This is a genomic window from Massilia sp. BAP21 (genome assembly GCF_057801335.1).
In genome coordinates this window covers 4,972,315-4,996,085 of record NZ_CM173596.1, presented here as the reverse complement: position 1 = coordinate 4,996,085, position 23,771 = coordinate 4,972,315, and the positions used below count along the sequence as shown (strand labels likewise).

The window sequence follows — 23,771 nt, the reverse complement described above, 5'->3', positions numbered from 1 at the left end:
GTCGTCACGCGGCCCGGAACCGAGCCACAGGAAACACGTCAGAACGAATACACCAGCGTCAGCGACGTCTGCGTATCGGTGTTCTTCTTGTCCTCGGGAACATTCGTGTCGTTGCGCGCGCTGAAGGCGGCCTTCATCTGCATGGTGTCGTTGATCTTGGTGCTCAATGCCGATTCGGCGATCGAGTGCACGTTCGAGGTGCCGCGCTCCACGCTCACGGTCTGCACGAAGGCCGCCGAAGGGCTGACCTGCCAGCGAAAGCGCGCCGCGCCGCGCACGGTGAAGCCGTTCTCGGTGTCGCCGCTCTCGCGCTGGCCGGTGAAATAACCCGGACCGATTTCCACGTCGAGCGCCTTGGTGTCGGTGTTGAACAGCTGCGAGCCGTGACCGACCGCGAACGAGGTGTAGCGCGTGTAGGCGCCGAACTTGTCGTTCACGTGCGAGCCCAGCACAAAGGCGCGCGAGCCTTCCTTCATCAGCTTGTAGGCGGCCTTGGCCGACAAGGCCCAGCGCTCGGCCGAACGCTGGCGGTAGCGTTCGCCGTCGTCGTCGGTGATCTCGTCTTCCTTGAAGTAGCCGCTCAGGATGTACTCGTTGCTCCAGTCGGCGGTCTCGTGGCGGGCGTCGATCTTGCCGGTCACCGAGGTGCCGGTGGTGTTGCCGGTGGTGGTGATCGCGCCCAGCTCGGCCGAGGTGAACCAGCCGCCTTCGGGAATCGTGTCGGGACGGGCGACGGTCAGGCCGTTGTGGATGTTGCCGATGGTCGGGAGCTCGTCGGCAGCGCCGCCGGCGGCAGCTGCGACGCCGTGTGCGGATGCCAGCAGGGCCAGCGCGTACAGGGGAAGTGATTTCATAAGCATCGTTGCATCAGGGCCGGGCCGGGGAGGCGCCTGCCGGTCGTTCATTCGTTCAGAGGAAGGAGCGCCGGTGCACGTTCTGCGGCAATGGGGCTCGGCCGACATTGTATCCCAGAAGCAGCACGCACACGCCTTTCCGGCCAAACAGAAATCCCATCTGCGGCGCATAAGCGACTCAGCCTTAGCCTCGGCCGTGGCATGTTCATGTTCCGATATAGACGATCTTGAAGATGAACAGCGCGGCGATGATCCAGACCACCGGCTTGACCTCGCGTGCGCGCCCGGTGGTCAGCTTCAGGGCCGCATACGTGATGAAGCCGAAGGCGATGCCTTCCGCGATGGAGTAGGTGAACGGGATCACCAGCGCCGTGATCGCCGCCGGGATGCTCTCGGTGGTGTCGCCCCATTCGATGTCGCCGAGGTCGCGCAGCATGAGGCAGGCCACGAACAGCAGGGCAGGGGCGGTGGCGTAGGCCGGCACCACGCCGGCCAGCGGTGCGATGAACAGGCAGGCCAGGAACAGCGCCGCCACGGCCAGGGCCGTGAGGCCGGTGCGTCCGCCGGCCTGCACGCCGGCCGCGCTTTCGATGTAGGCGGTGGTGCTGGAGGTGCCCAGCACGGAGCCGGCCACGATGGCGCCGCTGTCAGCCAGCAGGGCCTTGTTCAGGCGTTCCATCTTGCCCTCGACCAGCAGGCCGGCGCGGCTGGCCACGCCCATCAGGGTGCCGGTGGCGTCGAACAGCTCGACCAGGAAGAACACCAGTACCACGTTCAGGATGCCGACCGACAGGGCGCCCGGGATGTCCAGCTTGAACAGGGTCGGGTCGATCGACGGCGGCATCGAGAAAATGCCCTTGAAGGTGTTCCCGCCGAAGAAGAAGCTCAGCACGGTCACCACGATGATGCCGATCAGGATCGCGCCGCGCACCTTCAGGCGGTCGAGGGTGACGATCAGGATGAAGCCGACGATGGCCATCACCGCCGGCGGGGCGTGCAGGTCGCCGGCCTTGACCAGGGTCGGCTCGCTGCCGACCACGATGCCGGCGTTCTTCAGCGCGATCAGGGCCAGGAACATGCCCAGGCCGACGGTGATGGCCACCCGCAGCGAATGCGGGATGCCGTTCACGATCATGCCGCGCAAACCGAACACCGACACCAGGATGAACAGGCAGCCCGAGATGAAGACGGCGCCCAGCGCCGCCGGCCAGGCCACGCCCATGCCCAGCACCACGGCGTAGGCGAAATAGGCGTTCAGGCCCATGCCTGGGGCCATGCCGATCGGGTAGTTGGCGTACAGGCCCATCACCGCCGTGCCGAGGGCGGCGACGATGCAGGTGGCGACGAACACCGCCTCCTTCGGCATGCCGGCGTCGCCCAGGATCGAGGGATTGACGAAGATGATGTAGGCCATCGTCAGGAAGGTGGTCAGGCCGGCGAGCAGCTCGGTGCGCACGTCGGTGCCGCTTTCCTTGAGTTTGAAATAATTGTCGAGCATGGGCAGCGCTGCTCCGATATCAGAATGGTTAGTGGGATTGGATGGGCGAAGCATACACTGCCGCGCACCGCGCCGTCAGCAAGCTTGTCGGAACAGCCATACAGCTTGCCCGTTCGTCCGCCCGTTGCCGCTCTGCTCCATGTCAATATTCTTTCCTTGATTTATGTTGCAGCATTGGTATCATCGACTTGCTGGCTGTCATGTCGACGGCCGCCAATCTGTGAGCCCGCGATGCGAATCCGTGCCTACCTGTACCTGATGGCCGCAGCAATCATGATACCGGTCGTCCTGTTCGCGGGCCTGGCCCTGCGCCTCCTGCAGCAGGCCGAGGCCGACGCCGCCATGGCCGACATCGCCCACACGGCGCGCCGCGTGGCGCTGCTGGTGCAGGACGAGCTGGCCGATACCGAAGTCCACCTGCGCGCGCTGGCCGCGTCGCCGGCCCTGGCCAGGGGCGACCTGGATGCCTTCCGCGAAGAAGCCGCGACCACGCCGCACCGCAACTCGACCTGGATCGTCCTGCTCGACGAGGGGGGCCGCCAGCTGATCAACACCGTGGTCCCGGCCGGCACGCCGCTGCCGCCGGAACCGGTGACGCCGAACTTCGCCAACCTGTTCAGCCGGCAGCGCGCTCTGGCCACCGACCTGATGGCGGGGCGGGTGAGCGGACGCCTGATGACCTATCTCGCGATCCCGGTGCAGGCCGGCGGGCGCCGCTACGCGCTGGCCGCCGGCTTCAGCAACGAACACTTCCGGCCGCACCTGGGCCAGGACGGCGTGCCGGCCGATTGGCAGGTCGACCTGGTCGACCGCAAGGGCAAGCTGATCGCCTCGAACCTGGGTTCGGTGGAACTGGTGGGGCAGCCGGCGGCGCCGGCGCTGGCCGAGGCGGCGGCCGGCGCCGCCCAGGGCACCCTCGAACTGGCCCTGCGCCGCGGCGAGCCCGCGCACGCCGCCTGGGTCCAGGTGGGGTCCTGGGGCTGGACCCTGGCCGTGGCCGCGCCATCCGCCGGGACCGGGCTGGCGCAGGCCGGACGCCCGCGCCAGCTGGCCGGCGCCGTGCTGCTGGCCGCGCTGGCCTGCGCGGCGCTGCTGGCCACTTGGTTCGCGCGCATGCATGCGCGTTCGATCGGCGTGGCGGTCGATGCCGCCGTGGCCTTAGGGCACGGCGTGCTGCCCGACGCCAGGGGCTCGCGCATCGTCGAGATCGACCGCCTGCTCGACGCCCTGCGCCAGGCCGGCGCCGAACTGCGCCGCGCCCAGTCCTTCCGCGAACACGCCGGCAACGAACGCCAGCTGCTGCTCGAGCGCGAGCAGCATGCGCGCCAGATGGCGGAAGAGGAAAACCGCGCCAAGGACCAGTTCCTGGCCATGCTCGGCCACGAACTGCGCAATCCGCTGGCCCCGATCGGCACCGCCGCCCAGCTGCTCAAGATGCCCGGGCTCGACGTGCACCGCGCGCGCTACGCCGCCGACGTGATCGGGCGCCAGATCGAGCACATGAACCGCCTGCTGAGCGACATGCTGGACGTGTCGCGCGTGACGCGCGGGCTGGTCACGCTGAACCTGGACGACATCGACCTGCGCGCCGTGGTCGAACGCGCCGTCGAGCAGACCCGGCCCCTGATGGAGGAATGCCAGCACCGGCTCGAACTGCGCCTGCCGAAGCATCCGGTGCTGGTGCGCGCCGACCAGACCCGCCTGACCCAGGTGGTGGCGAACCTGCTGACCAACTCGGCCAAGTACACGCCGCCGCGCGGCCACGTCCAGCTGAGCCTGGGCAGCGGTGGCGACGAGGCCACGCTCACCGTGGCCGACGACGGCGAGGGCATCGCCCCGGAATTGCTGCCGCGCGTGTTCGACCTGTTCTCGCAGGGCGAACGCAAGCCGGACCGCCCCCAGGGGGGGCTGGGCCTGGGCCTGGCCCTGGTGCGCAGCCTGGTGCAGCTGCACGGCGGCAGCGTCGACGCCAGCAGCCCCGGGCGCGGCGGCGGCAGCATCTTCACCGTGAAGCTGCCGCTGAAGGTCGAGCTGCCGGCCCTGAGCCGGGCGCCGCTGCCGGCGCGCTCGGCCGAGGGCGGAGCGGGCGCGCCGCAGCACGCCTTCCAGCCCGCACTCCAGGGTGCGCCCCAGGGCGGCCTGAGGATCATGCTGGTCGACGACAACATCGACGCCGCCGTCAGCCTGTCGCTGCTGCTGGAAGCGGCCGGCGACCACCTGGTGTCGACCTATTACGACGCCGCCAGCGCGCTCGAGTGGGCGGCCTTCGAGCGGCCCGACGCCTTTATCCTCGACATCGGCCTGCCCGACATGAACGGCTACGAACTGGCGCGGCGCTTGCGCGCGCTGCCGGAATTTGCCGACACCCTGCTGATCGCGCTGACCGGCTATGGCCAACTGAAGGACAAGGTGCGGGCGCGCGAAGCCGGCTTCGACCTGCACATCGCCAAGCCGGCCGAACCCGAAGCCATCCTGGCGGCGCTGGCCGGGGTGCGCGTGGCGGGCGCCGAACATCCGGCGCGCGCGCCGACGAACGCGTAAGCCGGACCCTGGATTTGCTAACATGGCGCCTTCATCACTCGAGATCCATGCCCATGCCGAAAAATAAGAAGCCGGTGCCGCGCAAAGGCGCCGCCGCATCCGCCAGCCAGTCCGCGAACGAAGCCGACCTCGACGCCATCGCCCAGGCCCTGGCCGACCTCGCGCTCGAGGTGGCCGAGGGCGAGGAGGACGACCCCGAACTGGCCGCCGCGCGCGAGGAGGAACTGGTGGTGGCGGTGCGCAAGGCCCTGCGCCGCAAGCGCGACGAAGTGCTGTACGGCGCCATCGAGCTGGCCCGCTACACCGATCCCGAGGCCTGCCGCCTGCTGCGCGCCCACGTGGGCGAACAGGCCGCGACCCTGCACCTGCGCAAGGAAGGCGAACCGGAACGCGAGATCGACGCCTTTTTGATTCCGCTGTTCGTGCGCAGCGGCGGCGGCCTGGTGGCCGAAGAAACCTTTGCCGACGATGCCGCCTACGAGGAACTCGCGGCCAGCTTCGTCGCTGCCGACCTCGACAGCAAGGACGCCAGGGTGGCGCTGGTGCGCCATGCCTACGACCTGGCCGAGATCGACCACATTCCCTACAGCGCCCTGCAGGAACTGCTGCGCGAGGCGGCTGCCAGCCTCGGCAGCAAGAAGCCGGTGGCGGCGCCGCTGCTGGAAGCGAGCATCCGCGGCTGGACCGGCGAGCGTTTCGCCCCCGACGAAGACGCAATGGAACTGCGCTTCCTGCTCGGTTTCTCGATGAAGCGCGTGGGCGACCCGTTCTACGAGGTGCCGAAGGACGAGATCGGCGCCGACGTGTACTTCGCCGAGCGCATGCGCCGCTACCGTGCCTGGACCGAACGCGTGACGCCGCTCGTGGCGCGCTGCCTGGCGGCCGACCCCGAGCGCCTGTCGATCAGCTTCCTGTACCAGGACCTGTTCTACGGCGCCAAGGAGCAGGGCGTGGCCGAGCTGGCGATGCTCGGGCTGCTGGCGGAAATCAACGGCCTGCTGCATGAAAAGGAGCTGGCGCCGGATGCGGTGCGCGCCGTGGTGGCGCCGCTCGACGGCGGCGACCACGCCACCCTGCGCGTGAACCTGTACGCGCTCGACGGCGGCCCGCCCTGGGGCGGCGTCAGCAAGCCGGTGGACCTGGCGGCCGATCTCGGCGCCGAGGTCGACGAGCTGTGCGATGCGCTCGCCACGATCGGCATCGACGACGTGTCGACCGCCGACGGCTTCAGCGAGGACGGCCATCCGGAAGGCGCCCAGCCGTATCCGAACGAGCAGGGCTAGTCCGGCACCCGGCCGGCCCTCCGCCGGCATGTTGATGGGGCCTCTATCTGCTGCAATGCAGCATTCTGGACTGTATTGACCCCGGCGGCCGTGCATTTCGCACGGTCGTTCCTTTCCGCTTCGCCTACAACCTGGTCCGGCCTGCCGCCATGCGAAATATGGCGCAGACAACGCGTCCACAGTGTATTTCTGGGCCGCGCACGATTGCTCAGCTCAGCAATATGGACGAGTTTTCGTAGTTGTTTTTCTTGTATCGAAGTAGGATGATCCCTACAGATGAGGCAGCGCAACACCAGGCTCTCCTATGAGAACGCGGTTACTGCTGAGCCAAGATCGTTTCCTCAGCCGAAGCTTGCCATGCATAACTGAAAATAATGGCAAATTTGCATGTTACGATTGCTCGGTCCGGTGTAACAACCCAGCCCGAAACGAAGGCCGCTGCGCCATGCGCCAGCCCTCCAGGCGCCCGGTCTACCCGGCTCCAAGATCAACTAAAGCGCCACCAAGGCGAAAGGAAATCAACATGCAGACCCTTATCGTGTTTTGCCACCTCCGTTGGGATTTCGTGTTTCAGCGTCCCCAGCACCTGATGACGCGTCTGGCGGAACACTACAACATCCTCTTCGTCGAGGAGCCGGTGCAAACCGAAGGGCCCGCACACCTGAAGGAAACGGCCGTCGCGCCGAACATCACGGTGTGCCAGCCGCATACCAATGTCCCGCACTACGGCTTCCACGACGACCAGATCCCGGTCCTGCAAGGCCTGCTGTCCGACCTGGTCCCTGAAGGCGAGCGTCCGGTCGTGTGGTTCTACACCCCGATGGCGCTGCCGCTGCTGCAGGGCCTGGACCCGGCGCTGGTCGTGTACGACTGCATGGACGAACTGTCCGCCTTCAAGAACCCGCCGAAGCAGCTGCTGCAGCGCGAATCGGCCCTGCTGAACATCGCCGACCTGGTCTTCACCGGCGGCCCGAGCCTGTACGAAGCCAAGAAGAACCGTCATCCGAACGCGCACTGCTTCTCGAGCAGCGTCGACGCCGCCCACTTCCGCCAGGCCCTGGACGCCGCCATCTCGCACCCCGAGCAGGCCCACGTTGCCGGTCCGCGCCTGGGCTTCTATGGCGTGATCGACGAGCGCTTCGACACCGGCCTGGTGCGCGAGATGGCCGCCGCCCACCCGGAATGGCAGATCGTGCTGGTCGGCCCGGTCGTGAAGATCGACCCGGCCGAGCTGCCGCGCGCCGAGAACGTGCACTACATGGGCCAGCGCGGCTACCAGGAACTGCCGAAGTTCCTGGCCGGCTGGGACGTCTGCCTGCTGCCGTTCGCCATGAACGAATCGACCAAGTTCATCAGCCCGACCAAGGTGCTGGAGTACATGGCGGCCGAAAAGCCGAGCGTCAGCACCCCGATCACCGATGTCAAGGTGCCCTACGGCGACGTGGTCGCGATTGCCGAAACCCCGGCCGAGTACATCGCCGCCTGCGAACGCATGCTGGCCCAGTCGGCCGAAGAGAATGCGGCCATGGCCAAGCGCATGCGCGAAGTCGTCGCCAACACCTCGTGGGACAAGACCGCCGCCCGCATGCATGAGCTGATCAGCAACGCCGTCCCAGGCAACAAGGCCCGTCCGGCGCCGGTGGTTACCGAGGCCGTGATCGAGAAGCGCGTCGAGCCGCTGCCGGTGCAGGCTGCGTAAGCGATTCAGGTTGTATGAGAAGCCCGCCCGGCGACAGCCTGGCGGGTTTTTTTACGTGCAGTGGAGCGGCTGACGGCTTGCCTTACCTGCGAACGTGAACGTACGGTGGGCACTCCGTGCCCACGCGGATACGTGCGCGACCTTGCACCCGCTGCGGGAAGATGTCGCTCGTATCGCCGAGCGAGGCCACGCCGCATCCTCGGTTTGCCTTCATCTCATCCGTTTCGAGCGACCTGTCACCGTAACGGACTCCGGAGCCGTGCGTACCCGCGTGGGCACGGAGTGCCCACCGTACAACCCCTCGCGCCCTCAATGTCGAAAAGACGGATTCGACGGCGGTACCGTCGCAGGCTGCAACGCGATACCCTCCTGGTCCGCCAGCCGCACGATCGACAAGGGATGCGCAAACCGTATCCCTTCGCGCTCGAAGCTGCGGTAGATCTCGAGCAAAATCGCCTGCTGGGTATCCATGTGCGCGATGTAGTCCGGGCTCTGGAAGTGGTACACCACCTCGAAATTGAGCGACCACTCGCCGTAGTTGAAGAAGTGCGCCCGCTCGAAGGCGGCCTTCGGGGCGGCCGCCACCACTTCCCGGATCAGCTCTGGAATGCGCGCCAGCTGCTGCTCGCTGCTGCCGTAGGCCACGCGCAGCACAAAAGCCACGCGCCGGGTTTCCATGCGCTTGTGGTTGTGGATGCGGCTCTTGAGCAGGTCGCCGTTCGAGAAGATCACCTGTTCGCCGCCCAGCCCGCGCAGGCGCGTGGTCTTCAGGCCGATGTGCTCGACCGAGCCCAGCACGTCGCCGACGATGATGAAGTCGCCGATCTCGAAGGGCTTGTCGAGCATGATGGAGAGCGAGGCGAACAAGTCGCCCAGGATGTTCTGCACCGCCAGCGCGACTGCGATGCCGCCCACGCCCAGGCTGGCCACCAGGGCCGTGATGTTGAAGCCGAAGTTGTCGAGCACCATCAGGAAGGCGACCACCCACAGCGCCAGGCGCGACAGGAAGACAATGATGGTGCGCGAGGCCTTGCGGCCGTCACTGGCGATGTAGTGGTCGCGCCAGGCACGCAGCAGGGTGTCGCCCCATATCGCCAGCTGCAGGATCAGGGCCGCGACCGCCACCCGCGAGACGATCAGGTGCTGCTTGTCGCTTAGCTCCAGGGCCAGGGAGCCGAGATAGGCCGCCATCGCCAGCATGATGAGGATGTAGGTCTTGCGCAGCATCTGGGCGAGCAGCTCGTTGACGCTGATCTCGGCCAGCGCATCGGTGCGCCGCGGCGCGGCCTGCAGGCGGTGCAGGACGAAACGGCGCACCCAGTACAGGGCGAGCATCACGCCGAGGGTAATGGCGACGGCCAGCGCCCAGCTTTCGAGGTTGTTGTTGAGGAAGGTAAGGTGCATCCGGGCTCCGGCCAAGCTTGTCATCGCCTAGTGTGCTGTGCACCGCGGGCGGAGCGCGCACAATTGACACACGGCAGGAAGCATCCTACATTGCCATCTTTGCAAGCGAGGATGGCACGGCATGCGCAAGGACACGCGGACCTGGACAGTTTCTTGCGGCACCCTGGTGCTGGACAGCGCGGGGCGCCTGCTGCTCGGCCACGTCACCGGCACCGCCCATTGGGACATCCCGAAGGGCATGCAGGACCCCGGCGAAACGACCCTGGAAGCGGCAATGCGCGAGCTGCGCGAGGAAAGCGGGGCCGCGTTCGCGCCGGAGCGCTTCGCCGACCTCGGCGAATTCGCCTACCGGCGCGACAAGCGCCTGCACCTGTACCGGGTCGAGGCCGGCGCCGAGCTGGGCGATTTGTCGCAACTGGTGTGCACCAGCTGGTTCCCGCACCACAGGACCGGCAAGCCGACCCTGGAAATGGACGGTTTCCGCTGGGCCGGCCGCGCCGACATCAGCCAGCTGTGCTGGCCGAGGATGGCGAACCTGCTGCTGACGCTGGACTGGTGAGGCCCGCCGGCCCGCGGGCGGCAGCCGGCAGCGGCGGGGCCAGCGCCGTCGCGATCGTGTCCAGGGTCGCCGGTTTGGTCAGGTGCAGGTCGAAGCCGGCGCGCGCGCTGCGTTCGCGGTCGGCCGGGCCGCCCCAGCCGGTCAGCGCCACCAGGCGCAGGCCGTCGTTGCGCGGGTCCTTGCGGATTTCCGCCGCCACATCGTAGCCCGACATGCCCGGCATGCCGAGGTCGAGGAAGACCACGGCCGGCGCAAACGCCGCCAGCGTGCGCAGCGCCGTGTCGCCGTCATGGGCGGTGGCCGTCGTGTGCCCCATCGCAGCCAGCAGGGCGGCCAGGGTGTCGGCGGCATCGCGGTTGTCGTCGACCACCAGGATGCGCAGCGCCGCAAATACCGGCAAGCGGACAGGATCGTCCGCCGCTTTCCCTCCCGGGCCATCGGCCTGCGGGCCGGCCAGCGGCAGGCGCACCGTGAAGACGCTGCCGGCGCCGCTGCCCGGGCTGGCGGCGGCGACGCTGCCGCCGTGCAGCTCGACCAGGCTGCGTACCAGCGACAGGCCGATCCCGAGGCCGCCCAGGCTGCCATTCCCCCCGACCTGGGTGAACATCTGGAACACGCGTTCGAGCGAATCGGCCGGGATGCCGATGCCGTTGTCGCGCACGCTGATCGCCAGTTCCTGCCCCTGAGTTTGCGCGGCGAGTTCGATCGCGCCGCCGGGCGGCGTGTAGCGCGCCGCGTTGTTCAGCAGGTTGCTGACCACCTGGGTCAGGCGCGTCGGGTCGGCGTACAGCGTGACGGGCTGCGGCGGCAGGCGCAGGCTGAAGCGGTGGCGCGCGGCCTCGATCAGCGGCGCGCTGGTGTCGGCGGCGGCGCGCAGCAGTTCGCCCAGGTCGATCCATGCGCGCCGTAATTCCACCTGGCCGCGCGTCACGCGGGCGACGTCGAGCAGGTCGTCGACCAGGTGCACCAGCTGGTCGAGCTGGCGGTCCATGATCGCATGCACGCGCGCGCTGGCGGCCGGGTCGGCGCCGCCGTGGCGCAGCAGCTGGATGCCACTGCGGATCGGCGCCAGCGGGTTGCGCAGTTCGTGCGCCAGGGTGGCCAGGAATTCGGTCTTCAGGCGGTTCGCCTCGGCCAGGTCGGCCGCCAGGCGGCGCAGTTCTTCCTCGCCGCGGCGGCGTTCGGTGATGTCCATGAACAGCACCGCGACCCGGTGCTCGGCCGGCGTGCCGATCGGGGTGGCGTACAAATCGAACCAGCGGCCCAGCGCGCGCGCCTCGTTGACGAAGCGCGCCGGCTCGCCGGTCGCCACCACGCGCCCGAAGATATCGAACCAGTGCTGCTCGTGCTCGGGCGCGATGTCGCGCATGCGGCGGCCCACGGCGTCCTGCAGGCCGGTCTGGCCGTCGAAAGCCGGATTGGTTTCCACGAAACGGTAGTCGCAGGGCAGGCCGGCCTCGTCGAACAGGACCTCGATCACGCACATCGCCTCGTCCATGGCCTCGAACAGGGTGCGGTAGCGTTCCTCGCTGGCGCGCAGCTGGGCTTCGGCCTCGAACTGGCGGGTGGCGTCGATCACCACGCCGCTGACCGCGCGCGGCGCGCCGTCGCTGCCGGCGTCGACCTGGCCGCGCGCGATCACCCAGCGCCAGCGTCCTTCGGGTGCGCGCACGCGGAAGGTGGCGTCGTAGCCGGCGCCGCTCTCGATCGAGGCGCGCAGGCGTGCGCGGGTGGTGGCCAGGTCGTCGGGGTGCAGCGCCGCCAGGTAGGCGGCCATCGGGGCGCCGGGCGGCAGCACGCCGCCGAACATGGCGGCCAGGCGGGCGTCGCCGTGCACCTGGTCGGCGGCGATGTCCCATTCCCAGACCGCGAGGTTGGCGGCGGCGAGGATGGTTTCCAGGCGCGAGCTGGCCTGGCCCAGGGCCCGTTCGGCGCGGCGCCGTTCGGCGGCGGTATGAAAGGCGTCGAGGTAGAAGCGGGCCTTGGCGGCCAGGATGGTTGGCGACACCGGATCGTTCAGGGCCGCGATGGCGCCGGCTTCGTAGACTTGCTCGAGCAGGGCCGGTGCCGAGCGCGGAGACGGCGGCAGGCCCAGCACCACCACCGGGGTGTGGCTGGAACGGCCGTTGGCGCGCACCAGGCCGACGGTTTGCAGCAGGGCGGCGTCGTCGCCGGCATGGCCGACCAGGATCAGGGCGAAGTCGGTGGTGTCCGCCAGGGCCAGGGCGTGGGCGGCGGACCTGGCCCGCACCACCGCCTGGCCCAATTGGGCGCCGACCTGGGCCACCGCCGGATCGAGCTTATCCGATTCGCATACGAACAGGATCAGGCCGGCGGCGCTCACCGCCCGGCCTCGGGCAGCAAATGACGGTGGGGCGCGGCGGGCGCGGATGCGGATTGACTGTGTTTCATGGGTGGGCGGCCGGGGCACGGGGCGGGTCCGGTTCTTGTTGTCCTCGACGTCAGAATGTAAAAGCGGCGCGCGAGAATGTCAATCTTTGCACGGCCGTACGCGTGCGCGGCGGCATTGCCTTGCCTGTGACATTGTTTCCACAGGCGAAGCCGAAAAGCCTTCCTGCGCTTCGCCCCGGTCGCGTTTGGGCGTAGCATGGGCGCACGCCCGGCCAGTGACCTGGCAGCAGACGACAGGGCGCGGACAAGGAGACAGCAAAATGCAAGACGCAGCACATACCCCCGAGCACGGCACCGAAGGCTACGACGTCGCCACCATCATGGGCGGACTGTATGGCGACGGCATCATCGCCTGCAAGGGCGCCTTCGAGCGCGCCTGGGTCGAGCGCCTGGGGCAGGATATCGCCACGCTGTTCGCGGAAGCGCGCGCGCGGCCGGGCGGCGCCCTCGAACGCGGGCCGAACCGCTATTACGTGGAGGCGCATCCCGAGCGCATTTCCGGCTTCGCCGACATCATCGGCCATCCCTGGGTGGTGGCGGTCTGCCGCGCGGTGCTGGGACCGGATTACCGGGTGGTCGAGGCCGGCTTCGACATTCCCGGGCCGGGCGCGCTGCACCAGCCCTGGCACCGCGACTTCGCCTCGCCCGAGGCGACCCTGAAGGGCCGGCGCCTGAATTCGCTCGCTTTCAACATCACCACGGTCGACGTGGACGAGGACATGGGCCCGTTCGAGATCGCGCCCGGCACCCAGTGGGACGACCTGGGCGAGGGCGACCCGATGTTCCCGCCGCGCGAGCTGTGGGGCCGCTACGAGGCGCGCGCCCAGCGCAAGCTGCCGCGCATGGGCGACATCTCGGCGCGCTCGGCGCTGACCATCCACCGCGGCACGGCGAACCGCTCGGACCGTTCGCGCCCAGTGTTCGTGCTCGGCGTCGACGCCCCGGATGCGCGCAACGCCGACAAGCACGATTTGCAGCTGAGCCGCGCCTACTACGAAAGCCTGGCGCCGCAGCTGCGCGAGCACATCACCTGCCGCGTGGTCGACGACCTGGAGAATATCGTGCAGGCGCATACCATCGAGGGACTGCGCATGGGACTGACGATGTAGGGGCAGAAAGGAAGAAGCCTGCGCGGCTTGCACCGCGCAGGCTTCCCCTGCTGTTGTAACACGTCAGTCCGGTCTCAGGGCTTGCCCGCGTCCTCGCTGTCCGGCTCGGTGCTGACCGTGTCCGGCAGCGACTCGGTAACGCTGCCCGGCATCTGGCCGACACGGCGCGTGTCGTCGCCCTGGATGTCGAGGCTCACTTCCTCGGCCACCTCGAAGCGGCCATCCTCGGCGCCTTCTTCTCCCGGCAACAGATTCTCCGAGCGGTTCAGATCGTCGGTACCCGGCTGCGCCGTCTGCTGGTTGTCTTGCGGTTTGGCTTGCTGGTCTGGTGTCGTCATGCGTCCTCCGTATTCGCGTTGAAGATCATGAGGCGATTATCACGCAGAGGAGCCGGCGCAGGCGCACGCTACTTGCGCGCCCTGGTCTTCGGCAGGTTCTTTTCCAGGATCGCCCACAGGATCAGGCCATAGGCCAGCAGGCGGATCAGGTAGTGGAGGGGCGAATCCTCGCCGCCGGCATCGTGCAGCGCCGAATACAGGCGGTGCACCCCTTCGATGAAGAAGGAGAGGGCGAAGTAGAGGAAGAAGCGGTCGCCCGAATCGCGCCAGAAACGCAGGAAGAACAGCGCGATGACGAGCGAGCCCATGGTGATGGCGCCGGTGAACAGTTCGGTCATCTCATTCCTTTTCGTAGATCAGGCCATACAGCAGCAGGGCGATGGCGACCAGGGCGCTGATCAGCCGCGCTGGCAGGAAATTAATATCAGGGAAGACGATCTTGTCGAGCAAGAGGAACAGATTGTTCAGCGTCATCACCGCAAAGCAGGAACCACTCCAGAACAGCAGCCGATAGCGCGTGCGCCGGTAACTCGCGAACAACAGCCAGGCGCAGGCGAGCGAGGTCAGGATGCACAGCATGTAGATCGTTTCCGCCACTTACGAATCCTTTCGCAGTTTGAAGGCGTCGGCGAATTGTTGCGCCTTGCGGTCGAGGGAAGAGTGAATCAGGTGGGTGACTTCCACCAGGTGCTTCGCATACAGCTCGGCCAGCGCATCGATGCGTTCGCCCAGCTGGGGCGAGCCGGGCCGGTACCGGTAGCAGCCGGGGCTATCGACGCAGGGTGCCACCATGCCGGCACGGCACAGGTCTTCCAGCAGGGTGTGGGAGGTACGCTCGCGTACATAGAGGCGCTGGGCCAGCATGTCGCTGTGCCATTCTTGCGCCGGGTCGGCGCGCAGTAGCAGCAGCGCTTCGAGGAAGGGTACGGACGGAATGCTGGTCAGCACAAAGCGCCGTAGGTCCTCCGGAATCGGGGCCTTTTCCATTGACGGTGGTTTGTTTCCGTTACGGAATGTTAACAAAAGAGCGCGTATTCTAGAGGATTCCCTTAGACAATGCACAATCAATCGTGCGCCATCTCAAGATCTTTGTCCTGAAACTGTGCCATGCAGGGCGGATGAGGGCGGATGTGTCGGCTACAATGCGGGCTCGTTACATTCTTTCAACCGAGCACATGTTTTACAGAATCTTCACTGCGGTGGCGCTGTCCGCCGCACTCCTCGCGCCCGGCGCGGCGGGCGCCGCCGGCACCAGCTGTCCTTCACACTACGTCGACGGCCGTGCGCCCGAGATCCGCAACCCCAAGCTGGCGAATGCCACCCGCGAACTCTGCTACGGCGTGTTTGGCGTGATGCACTCCGGGATCACGCGCACCCCGCTGTGGTCGGCGGAGAACCTGCGTGCCGAAAACGTCGCCGCCGCCCAGGGCATGAAGCGCGACAACGACTTCCATGCCGAATCGCGCCTGCCGCGCTCGCAGCGCGCCGAACTGTCGGACTATGCGCGCAGCGGCTTCGACCGCGGCCACCTGGCGCCGAACGGCGACATGCCCGACAAGCGCACCCAGCGCGAAAGCTTCACGCTGGCAAACATGGTGCCGCAGGACGGCGACCACAACCGCCACATCTGGGCGCCGATCGAGGGCGAGGTGCGCAAGATGGCGAAGAAGGAAGGGCAGCTGTACGTGATCACCGGGCCAGCCTTCCTCGGCAACAACCTGCGCAAGGTGGGCAACGTGCTGGTGCCGAGCCACCTGTATAAGGTGGTGTACAGCCCGCGCCAGAAAATGGCGGCGGCCTGGTTCACCGAGAACCGCGCGCAGGCCGACATCCAGGTGATTCCCGTGGCCGAACTCGAGCGCATCGTCGGCATCGAATTCCTGCCGTCGCTGAGCCAGCAGCAAAAGGAACGCATGCTGCGCCTGCCCAAGATCAAGCAAAAGAAACAGCCCAAGGAGCGCGACTTCTGGTCGGGCCTGAAAGGATAAGGAGCCAACATGAACGCAAAGAAAAAGTCTGACCCGAACACCTTCGTTCCCTTCGCCAGCGAAGCCGATGTGCTGCACATCGGCGATTTGATGGTCGAGAACCGCCTGGACCGCATCACGCTCTCGGGCGACGTCGACCTGACGCTGGACCAGGCCGGCCTGGCGCTGGCGCGGCGCCTGCATGCGCTGCTCGGCGACATCGTCGGCAAGATGGAGGCGCAGGAATTGCCGGCGCAACTGCCGCCGCCGGCGGTGCAGCAGGTCGAGAATCCGTTTAATTAAGCTTCTATTAAGTTTCGCCCACGCGCGCAGCTCCCTTCGCGCCGGCACGTTCGCTGCCGGCGCCCACCTGCCGGCCAGTGCCGGCACTCTCCAGAACGCCTTTACCTACAGGCTTCCTGCGTTTTGACCGGCTTTTCTCCCGCGCGTTTTACTGCCCAAAAACCTCATCCATTTACTGGGGTCAATGGTGCGCTAGGCCCCGACAGTTTGGAGTAACCTGATCTGGTCTCGCGTCAGCGACCAAACGGAGCCGATTCAATGGCAGGTAACACGTCAGACCCAACAGGACAGGATCTGTTGACGATCCCGGTCGTCGCGGAACAGCTCGCGGTCGGCACCCGTACGGTTGACACCGGGCGCGGCGTCCGCATTCACAAGACCGTAATCGAGCAGCCGGTCACCATCGACGAGCGCCTCGTGCGCGATGAGGTGGAGATCAAGCACGTCGCGGTCGACCGCATCGTCGCGCTGGAAGAGGCGCCCACCACCCGCCACGAAGGCGACACGATGATCGTGCCGATTCTCGAGGAAGTGCTGGTGGTCGAGCGCCGCGTGCGCATCAAGGAAGAGCTCCACATCACCCGCATTCAGCGTGAAGAAACGCATCGCGAGGCAGTCGTGCTGAAGACCGAACAGGTCAGCATCGAACGCTTCGACGAATCCGGGCCCCCGCCAACGAAGTGACCATATTACTGGAGGAATGATCATGCAACATACCCTGATTGCTGTCTTCGACAATCACAACGACGCGGTAAGCGCCAAGAACGAACTGCTGTCCTCGGGCTTCTCGAGCGCCGACGTGCGTCTCTCGCACGGCAACGAGGACCCATCCCTGGCCTCCTCGGGCGTGACCCCGGCCGGCTCGACGACCGACACGAGCGTCACCCGCACCGACGACGAGCCGGGCATCGGTACCAGTATCAAGAACTTCTTCAGCGACATCTTTGGCGCCGATAACGACGAGCACCATACCAAGTACTCGAACGCGGTGGCCCAGGGCAACCACGTGCTGACCGTGAACACCGACAGCGAGCCGGAAGTCGAGCGCGCCGCCGACATCGTCGAGCGCTACGGCCCGGTCGACATCGACGAACAGTCGGAGAAATGGGCCAGCGGCGCCGGCATGGGCGGCAGCATGAACTCGCCGGGCGCCGGCGTGATGGGCGTGGGCGCGGGTGGCCTGCAGCAGTCGCAGTCGATGTCGCTGCAGTCGGATAACGACCGCCTGCCGCTGAACCAGCAATCGCTGAACGACCCGAACCCGATGGGCACCACCTACCAGGAACCGATGTCCTCGCATGACCAGCTGAGCGCCGGCACCTACGGCACCGGCAGCGGCAACCTGCAGACCAGCATGGGTTCGAGCAATCCGTCGACCGGTTCCGACGCACTGAAAGGCGCGTCGCTGTCGGGTTCGTCCTCGTCGCTGCAAGGCTCCTCGCTGGAAGGCTCGGCCAAGTCGACCGGCAGCATGCAGGATTCCTCGCTGACCGGCTCCTCGCTGAGCGGCTCTTCGTCGTCGTCCTTGAGCGGCTCCTCGCTGACCGGTTCGCAGCAGCGCGACACCAGCACCGCCGCGATTCCCGTGGTGCAGGAGCAGCTGAAGGTCGGCAAGCGTGAAGTCCAGCGCGGCGGCGTGCGCGTGTTCTCGCGTGTCGTCGAAACCCCGGTCAACGAATCGATCGGCCTGCGCGAAGAGCACGTGAACGTGCAGCGCCGCGCCGTCGACGAGCCGATCAGCACCGCCGACAGCTCGGCCTTCAAGGAGCAGTCGATCGAGATGCGCGAAACGGCCGAGGAAGCCGTGGTCGAGAAATCGGCGCGCGTGGTCGAGGAAGTGACGATCAACAAGGAAGTCACCCAGCGCGAACAGCAGATCAACGACACGGTGCGCCACACCGAAGTCGAGGTCGAGCAACTGGGCGCCGGTTCGGCCCGCTCGAGCATGATGAGCGACGACGATTACTACCGCAACCACTTCACCAGCAACTACGGCAGCACCGGCGATTCGTACGACGACTACGCCCCGGCCTACAGCTATGGCTCGGAAATGGCGCGCAACCAGAAGTACAGCGGCCGCCAGTGGGACGACGTCGAGACCGACCTGTCGAGCGACTGGTCGACCCGTGCCGGCAACAAGGCCGGTTCGACCTGGGCCAAGATGAAGAACGCCGTCAAGCATGGCTGGGATCGCATGACGAACGACGACGACGATTCCTACTACCGCAACCACTACAACGCCACCTACAGCAGCGCCGGCACCGGTGACGACTTCGACAGCTACAAGCCGGCCTACAGCTACGGTTCGGAAATGCGCAAGAGCGACATGTACCGCAACCGTCCATGGGACGAAGTCGAGCCCGACCTGCGCAGCAGCTGGGACGCACGCTACCCGAACAACGGCGTGTCGACCTGGGACAAGATGAAGGCCGCCGTCCGCCACGGCTGGGACCGCATGACCTCGTAATACCCTGCGCAGCGGCCGGCGGCCATGCCGTCGGCCCGGCGTTAAGCACGAAGGGCGCCCATGGCGCCCTTCTTTTTTCCGGAACCTGCCCGCTTAAGCGCAGCTAATCCAACCAGGGTTGGTTAAGCTGCGCTTACGTTCACTCGGCAAACGCCTGCGCCGCCGGCGTGATCTTCACCTTGTCCGTGGAAATCCCCAGCTTCATGTTGCCGATCACCTGGTCTTCGTCCAGTACGGCCTGCGGCTTGGCCGCATCGTACTTGATCGGCGAGAAGGCATCCGACACCAGCGCCTGCTTCAGCCCGGCCGCGTCCTTGGTGATCACCACCACCGACAAATTCTTCGCCGACAGGTGCTTGCGGATCGCCGCGTTCACGTCGGCCGCGGTCAGCTTCGACAGGCCGTCGCGCATCATCTGCGTGAATTCCGGCGTGTCGTACCACTGCGAATCGAGGGCGTAGCCGAGGCGCTGGTCCTGGGTCGCCGTCATCACGAACACGTTCTTCATCAGGTAGCCGCGGGTGGTCTCGAAGTCTTCCTGCGAGATGCCGTTGTCGACCATCTTGCCCAGTTCCGACAGCGCCAGGCGCAGCGTGAAATGCGCGTTCTGTGGCGCGACCGGACGGATCCACACCTCGAACAATTGCGCCTTGCGGCCCAGGTTAGGACGCGGGAAGAAGCCGTACATGCCGCCCGGGAAGGCTTCGATGTAGGCATAGTCGCCGTAGTTCAGGCCGCGCAGTTCGCGGATCTGCTGGTACAGGTGGGCGCTCGAGGCGCGGTGTTCGCCGAGCCAGGTCTTGGCCAGCCACAGGGCCGGGAAGTCCGGATGGCGGCGCGTCACCGCCAAAGGCAGGCCGAAGGAGATCGCGGTGGCGCGGGTGTTCTTCTCGATGATCTCGACTTCCAGGCCCTGCGGCTTGCGGCCCTGCGGCACCGTGGTGGCCGGCAGCCCGGCGCCCTGCGGCAGGCGCGCCAGCGCAGTCTTCAGCGAGGCCGTCACGGCGTCGCTGACGTCACCCGAGATCCCGACCCGCACCGCGCCCTGGGTATAGGCCTGCTTATAGAAGGCCTTGACGTCGTCGAGGGTGATGGCATCGATGCCCTTCGCCGTGCCCAGTACCGGGTGGCCGTAGCCGGTGCCGGCGTAGACGTTGGCCTGCAGGCGTTCCTTGCCGAACTCTTCCTCGTTATTGTCCTTCAGGTCCAGTTGCAGGGCGTTCTTCTGCGCGTCCTTTAGGCGGCGGAAGTCTTCCTCGCGGAAGCCCGGCTCGATCAATTGCGGCAGGGCGATGTCGAGGAACTCGTTCCACTTGTCCTTGTGGATCGAGCCGGAGAAGGTGGTCATTTCCTTGTCGACCTGGTCCGAGAAGCTGCCCGCCAGCGGGAACAGCGACTTGGTGATCTCGTCGATCTTGCGCTCGCGCGAACCGGCTTCCGAAACCATGGACGCGGTCAGCGCCGCCAGGCCTTCCTTGCCTTTCGGGTCATGCGCCGAACCGGCGGCAAACAGCAGCTTGAAGCGCACCTGCGGCAGGGCGGACTTTTGCACCAGCACGTCGAACTTCGCATCCGATGCCTTGGGCGCCAGCGTAGCCAGCTTCGGCAGGGCGTCGATGCCGGCAGGCAAAGCGTCGTGCGCCAGCGTGGTGACGACCATGCTGTCGTCGACCAGGTACTTGCGCGCCGCGGCCTGCAAATCGGCTGGGGTCAGGCTGTCGACCAGGCGGTAGTAGCGGTTCAAGGTGCCGTAGGAACGGTTGAAGTGCACGTAGGAGGCCAGGGTGGCGGCGATCTGCTCGGTGTTGTCGAGCGAGCGGATCAGGCCATACTTGTTGGCCGACTTCGCGTCCGCCAGTTCCTTCTCGGTGACCGGGGTATCGCGCAGCTGGGCGATCGTCTGCAGGATGGCGTCGCGCACGTAGAGGGCGTCGGCTGGCTTCTTTACGCGCGCGCCGATGGTCGCCAGCGAGGGATCGACGCGGTTCGGCGTGTAGTCAAACAATTGATCGACCTTTTGCTCGTCCTGCACCAGGCGCTTGTACAAGGGCGAGGTCGAACCGAAGGAAAGCGACAGCAGCATCGAGAGCGCGGCGCCGTCCTTTTGCGTATCCGAGAAGGCCGGGGCGCGGAAGGCCACCGTCACCAGCGGCAGGGTCGCGGTCGGCCAGGGCACGTGGCGGTACAGGGCGCCGCGTGGAGCGGGCTCGGCCGGCACCGGGGCGTTGTAGCTGCCTTTTTGCCACTTCGACCAGTATTTCTCGACCATGGCGATGGCCTTCTGCGGCTCGACGTCGCCGGCCACGATGATGGTCGTGCGCTCGGGGCGGTACCAGCGGTCGAAGAAGACCTTCGAATACTCGTACTGGTTCGGCATGTCCTCGATGTCTTTCAGGAAGCCCATCGTGGTGTGCTTGTAGGTATGGGTGGTGAAGGCGGCGTCGCGCTGCACCTCGAACAGCTTCTGCATCGGGTTCGCGCTATTCTTGTTGTATTCGCCCAGCACGGCGCGCGATTCGGTCTTGAACGCCTCGATCGGGTAGGACAGGTGCTGGAAGCGGTCGGCCTCGACCTTCAGCACGGTCTCCAGGTCTTCCTTGGCGAAGGTGGTGTAGTAGTTGGTGAGGTCGTCGCTGGTATAGGCGTTCTGGCGCGCGCCGGCCTTCGTGATGACTTCCTGGTACTTCTCGGGCGGATAGGCCTTCGTGCCGCGGAACATCATGTGCTCGAAGAAGTGGGCAAAGCCCGACTTGCCCGGCTCGACTTCGTTGCGCGAACCGGTCTGTACCGGAATGGTCACCGACACCAGGTTCGGGAAGCCGGTCGGCACCACGATCACCTTCAGGCCGTTGGGCAGGGTCTTCTCGGTTGCCTTGAAGGGCAGGACGTCGTTGCCGGCGGGTTTGCCGGCAGGGGCGGCTTGGGCCGGCGCCGCCTGGACCGGCAAGGTGAATGCGGGCGCGGACAGCGCGAGCAGCGCCATCGGGAAGAGTTTGGACACACTGTCTCCTTGGAAAAAATCTGGCACGAAGCATAAGATATTCCCCAGGGAATGAACAGTTTTATCACGTATGCATGCCGGCCACAGGCCTGCAATGCGAGAAAAAGGCGGGACGCCGCCGCTCAGCCGGGTTCGACCAGCGGCAGGCTGATGCGGTTGCGCCCGAGGTGCTTGGCGCGGTAGAGGGCGGCGTCGGCAATGGCCACCAGCTGGCTGGCGTTGTTGTCGGCGCCGGCAATCGCGGTGGCGGCGCCGATCGAGACCGTCACGTGCTGCAGCGGCGCCGGTCCGGCCGGACCGTACAGGGGGACGCGCAGCTGCTCGACGCGGCGCCGGATGCGCTCGGCGACGATGGCCGCCCCTTTGAGCGACTGGTTCGGCAGGATCACGGCGAACTCCTCGCCGCCGTAGCGGGCCACCAGGTCGTTGGCGCGCATTTCGCTGGCCACCGCGGTGGCGATGCGCTTCAGGCATTCGTCGCCGCCGAGGTGGCCATGGGCATCGTTATAGGCCTTGAAATTGTCGACGTCGACCATCAGCAGCGACAGCGGCTGGTGCTGGCGCAGGGCGCGCTGCCATTCGGCGTTCAGGGTCTCGTCGAAACAGCGCCGGTTCACAAGTCCCGTCAGGCCGTCGCGCGTCGCCAGCTTTTCCAGCGCCATCTGCGCCATCTTTTCATCGGTCAGGTCGCGCAGCGATTCGAGCACCGCCGTGACCTGGCCGTGCTGGTCGAAGATCGGACTGGCGTCGACGGCCAGGTAGCGGCGCTTGCCGGCGCGCGGCATGTCGCACCAGGTTTCCACCGACAGGTGGGCATTCACGGCCTGCATCAGCGGCTCATTAAGCGATTGCGGCTTGCCGTGGCGCGGGTAGATATGGCGCACTTCGTCGGTGCGGTTCTGCAGCACCAGGTCGGCAAGGGTAGGGCGGGGGTGGTCGTAGAAACTGTTCCAGTGCTTGTTGGTGCCGACGATCTCGTCCGCCGGCACGCCGGTCAGGCGCTCGCAGGCGCGGTTCCAGATCAGGACATGGGCGCTGCTGTCGAGGACAAAGACGGGGATCGCCAGGCTTTCCATCAACTGGTGGGCGAAACCGAGGTCCTTGCCATGCGCCACGATGCCGGGCATGGCATCGAGCGAGCGCTGCATGTGTGTGCTGGTCATGAGGCGGCCTTATCGAAGTTCCGTTAAGCAATCTATTGATCGCTGACAAGGACCGATTCTGCTACCTCAGGCTTTCCGAGCTATTGACGTGCAGCAATATTCACAGGCTTGACTTCTCAGCCGGAGACCACCCCATGCAGGCCGGATACCACGATCGCCAGCCGCTTGCCGCCGCCCGGCAGGGCCTCGGCATGCACGGCGCCGCCGGCCGCCGCCACCCGTTCGCGCAGCGCCGCCACGGCGCCGGCGCAGTTGCCGTCGGCATCGCCATCGTCCTCGATGCACAGGGACAGGCGCGCGTTGCTGCGGCTCAGCTGCACGCCAACGCGTGTAGCGCGGGCGCTGCGTGCAATCTGCGCCAGGGTTTCCTGCAGCGCGCGGTAGAGCAGGGCGTCGGCGTCGGCGTCGCTGTCGGCGCTGTCGGCGCTAGCGTCAACGCCGACATTCACATCAAAATCATGGGCGATGCCGTTCAGCCGGGTGAACTCGGCCAGCTGGCGCGCCATCGCGTCGCCCAGGCGTTCGCCGGCGGCCAGCGGACGCAGCTCGCCGGCCAGCACGCGCAGCGCGCGCAGCGCCAGGTCGAGCGTGCCGATCATGGCGCCCGTCTTCTGGTGGGTGGCCGGGTGGATGCCGGCGCTCGCCACTTGCAGCAGCGACATTTCACCGCGCAGGGCGACCAGGACCTGGCCAAGCTCGTCGTCGATGTCGCGGGCGATGCGCTTGCGCTCGCCGTCGCGCACGCTTTCCTGCTGGCGCACGACGCGCGTCAGCACGGTCTGCGTATCGGCCAGCGTGCCCTCGGCCACCTGGCGCGCCTTTTGCTCGAGGCAGAGGCGGGCGGCGAGGTCGCGCGCCCGGTCGTCGAGGTCGATGCTGCGGCGCAGCAGCAGGCACAGGGCGCCGGTCGCGCCCAGCAGCCAGATCAGCGCGGTGACGGCCGAGGAGGGGAAAGCACTGCCGGGCAGGCCGGCGCCCAGCGCGCAGGCGCCCACGATCATCAGGCCTGGGGCGGCACCGGCTGTACGAACAAAGGCTGACTTCATGGCGATCCTTCCGACGGGTTATCAGAACTTTCCGGCACACAAGTTACCGCTTGTCGTAGCGGCGGGTGTTGTTGGCGCTCAAAGCCCGTGCCGTATGGCAATAACCACAGCGGCGAGGGGTGGATGG

General features: G+C 66.7%; 20 protein-coding genes. 9 read left to right on the top strand and 11 right to left on the bottom strand.

The annotated features are described in order from the left end of the window. Positions 1–38: 38 nt before the first annotated feature. Positions 39–854 (bottom strand): DUF481 domain-containing protein, encoded by an 816-nt coding sequence (locus tag ACWYRN_RS21985; RefSeq protein ID WP_488689844.1) that lies wholly within the window; start codon positions 852–854, stop codon positions 39–41. Between the two features lie 205 nt (positions 855–1,059). Next, positions 1,060–2,352 carry an NCS2 family permease gene (locus tag ACWYRN_RS21980; RefSeq protein ID WP_229435672.1) on the bottom strand — a complete coding sequence of 431 codons (1,293 nt, stop codon included), beginning with the start codon at positions 2,350–2,352 and terminating at the stop codon, positions 1,060–1,062. A 231-nt stretch (positions 2,353–2,583) separates the two neighbouring features. On the opposite strand from ACWYRN_RS21980, the gene ACWYRN_RS21975 reads away from it, so the two are divergent. From ACWYRN_RS21975 to ACWYRN_RS21965, 3 genes are all read left to right on the top strand, one after another. Continuing rightward, positions 2,584–4,893 carry a hybrid sensor histidine kinase/response regulator gene (locus tag ACWYRN_RS21975; protein ID WP_488689843.1) on the top strand — a complete coding sequence of 770 codons (2,310 nt, stop codon included), beginning with the start codon at positions 2,584–2,586 and terminating at the stop codon, positions 4,891–4,893. Between the two features lie 53 nt (positions 4,894–4,946). After that, on the top strand, positions 4,947–6,176 hold the full coding sequence (locus ACWYRN_RS21970; RefSeq protein WP_488689841.1) for a hypothetical protein: 1,230 nt from the start codon (positions 4,947–4,949) through the stop codon (positions 6,174–6,176). A gap of 523 nt (positions 6,177–6,699) precedes the next feature. Further along, positions 6,700–7,875, top strand: coding sequence for a glycosyltransferase (locus ACWYRN_RS21965; protein ID WP_488689840.1), 1,176 nt, complete (start codon positions 6,700–6,702; stop codon positions 7,873–7,875). A 309-nt stretch (positions 7,876–8,184) separates the two neighbouring features. Here ACWYRN_RS21965 and ACWYRN_RS21960 read toward each other — a convergent pair whose 3' ends face one another. Further along, positions 8,185–9,279 (bottom strand): mechanosensitive ion channel family protein, encoded by a 1,095-nt coding sequence (locus tag ACWYRN_RS21960; RefSeq protein WP_488689839.1) that lies wholly within the window; start codon positions 9,277–9,279, stop codon positions 8,185–8,187. 121 nt (positions 9,280–9,400) lie between these two features. Between ACWYRN_RS21960 and ACWYRN_RS21955 the strand changes: the two genes are divergently transcribed. Beyond that, positions 9,401–9,838: an NUDIX hydrolase gene (locus ACWYRN_RS21955; RefSeq protein ID WP_488689838.1), complete on the top strand. Its 438-nt coding sequence runs from the start codon at positions 9,401–9,403 to the stop codon at positions 9,836–9,838. Here the strand turns inward: ACWYRN_RS21955 and ACWYRN_RS21950 are convergent. Further along, positions 9,783–12,182, bottom strand: coding sequence for an ATP-binding protein (locus ACWYRN_RS21950; protein ID WP_488689837.1), 2,400 nt, complete (start codon positions 12,180–12,182; stop codon positions 9,783–9,785). The genes ACWYRN_RS21955 and ACWYRN_RS21950 overlap by 56 nt on opposite strands. A gap of 328 nt (positions 12,183–12,510) precedes the next feature. Between ACWYRN_RS21950 and ACWYRN_RS21945 the strand changes: the two genes are divergently transcribed. Then, the gene (locus ACWYRN_RS21945; RefSeq protein WP_488689836.1) at positions 12,511–13,359 is read left to right on the top strand and encodes a phytanoyl-CoA dioxygenase family protein; all 849 of its coding nucleotides are present in this window, start codon (positions 12,511–12,513) and stop codon (positions 13,357–13,359) included. 74 nt (positions 13,360–13,433) lie between these two features. On the opposite strand, the gene ACWYRN_RS21940 is transcribed toward ACWYRN_RS21945, so the two are convergent. The 4 genes from ACWYRN_RS21940 to ACWYRN_RS21925 all read right to left on the bottom strand — a co-directional run bounded on the left by ACWYRN_RS21940 (position 13,434) and on the right by ACWYRN_RS21925 (position 14,684). Beyond that, entirely contained in the window at positions 13,434–13,697 is a 264-nt protein-coding gene (locus tag ACWYRN_RS21940; RefSeq protein ID WP_488689835.1) for a hypothetical protein, read from the bottom strand. 68 nt (positions 13,698–13,765) lie between these two features. Next, on the bottom strand, positions 13,766–14,035 hold the full coding sequence (locus tag ACWYRN_RS21935) for a DUF5985 family protein (protein WP_488689834.1): 270 nt from the start codon (positions 14,033–14,035) through the stop codon (positions 13,766–13,768). 1 nt (position 14,036) lies between these two features. Then, the gene (locus tag ACWYRN_RS21930; protein ID WP_488689832.1) at positions 14,037–14,294 is read right to left on the bottom strand and encodes a DUF5985 family protein; all 258 of its coding nucleotides are present in this window, start codon (positions 14,292–14,294) and stop codon (positions 14,037–14,039) included. Beyond that, positions 14,295–14,684, bottom strand: a complete 390-nt coding sequence (locus ACWYRN_RS21925; RefSeq protein WP_488689831.1) for a hypothetical protein — start codon at positions 14,682–14,684, stop codon at positions 14,295–14,297. 188 nt (positions 14,685–14,872) lie between these two features. Here ACWYRN_RS21925 and ACWYRN_RS21920 point away from each other — a divergent pair, with 188 nt between their 5' ends. The 4 genes from ACWYRN_RS21920 to ACWYRN_RS21905 all read left to right on the top strand — a co-directional run bounded on the left by ACWYRN_RS21920 (position 14,873) and on the right by ACWYRN_RS21905 (position 18,434). Then, positions 14,873–15,685 carry a DNA/RNA non-specific endonuclease gene (locus ACWYRN_RS21920; protein ID WP_488689830.1) on the top strand — a complete coding sequence of 271 codons (813 nt, stop codon included), beginning with the start codon at positions 14,873–14,875 and terminating at the stop codon, positions 15,683–15,685. Positions 15,686–15,694: 9 nt separating this feature from the next. Next, positions 15,695–15,967, top strand: a complete 273-nt coding sequence (locus tag ACWYRN_RS21915; RefSeq protein ID WP_229435659.1) for a hypothetical protein — start codon at positions 15,695–15,697, stop codon at positions 15,965–15,967. Between the two features lie 297 nt (positions 15,968–16,264). After that, positions 16,265–16,651 (top strand): YsnF/AvaK domain-containing protein, encoded by a 387-nt coding sequence (locus tag ACWYRN_RS21910; RefSeq protein ID WP_488689829.1) that lies wholly within the window; start codon positions 16,265–16,267, stop codon positions 16,649–16,651. 22 nt (positions 16,652–16,673) lie between these two features. Then, on the top strand, positions 16,674–18,434 hold the full coding sequence (locus ACWYRN_RS21905) for a YsnF/AvaK domain-containing protein (RefSeq protein WP_488689827.1): 1,761 nt from the start codon (positions 16,674–16,676) through the stop codon (positions 18,432–18,434). Between the two features lie 139 nt (positions 18,435–18,573). Here ACWYRN_RS21905 and ACWYRN_RS21900 read toward each other — a convergent pair whose 3' ends face one another. The 3 genes from ACWYRN_RS21900 to ACWYRN_RS21890 form a co-directional block, all read right to left on the bottom strand. Continuing rightward, positions 18,574–21,435 carry a M16 family metallopeptidase gene (locus ACWYRN_RS21900; RefSeq protein ID WP_488689826.1) on the bottom strand — a complete coding sequence of 954 codons (2,862 nt, stop codon included), beginning with the start codon at positions 21,433–21,435 and terminating at the stop codon, positions 18,574–18,576. Between the two features lie 122 nt (positions 21,436–21,557). After that, a complete protein-coding gene (locus tag ACWYRN_RS21895) occupies positions 21,558–22,511 on the bottom strand; it encodes a sensor domain-containing diguanylate cyclase (protein WP_488692864.1) in 954 nt (317 codons plus the stop codon). A 203-nt stretch (positions 22,512–22,714) separates the two neighbouring features. Then, positions 22,715–23,644 (bottom strand): sensor histidine kinase, encoded by a 930-nt coding sequence (locus tag ACWYRN_RS21890; RefSeq protein ID WP_488689825.1) that lies wholly within the window; start codon positions 23,642–23,644, stop codon positions 22,715–22,717. Positions 23,645–23,771: the final 127 nt, after the last annotated feature.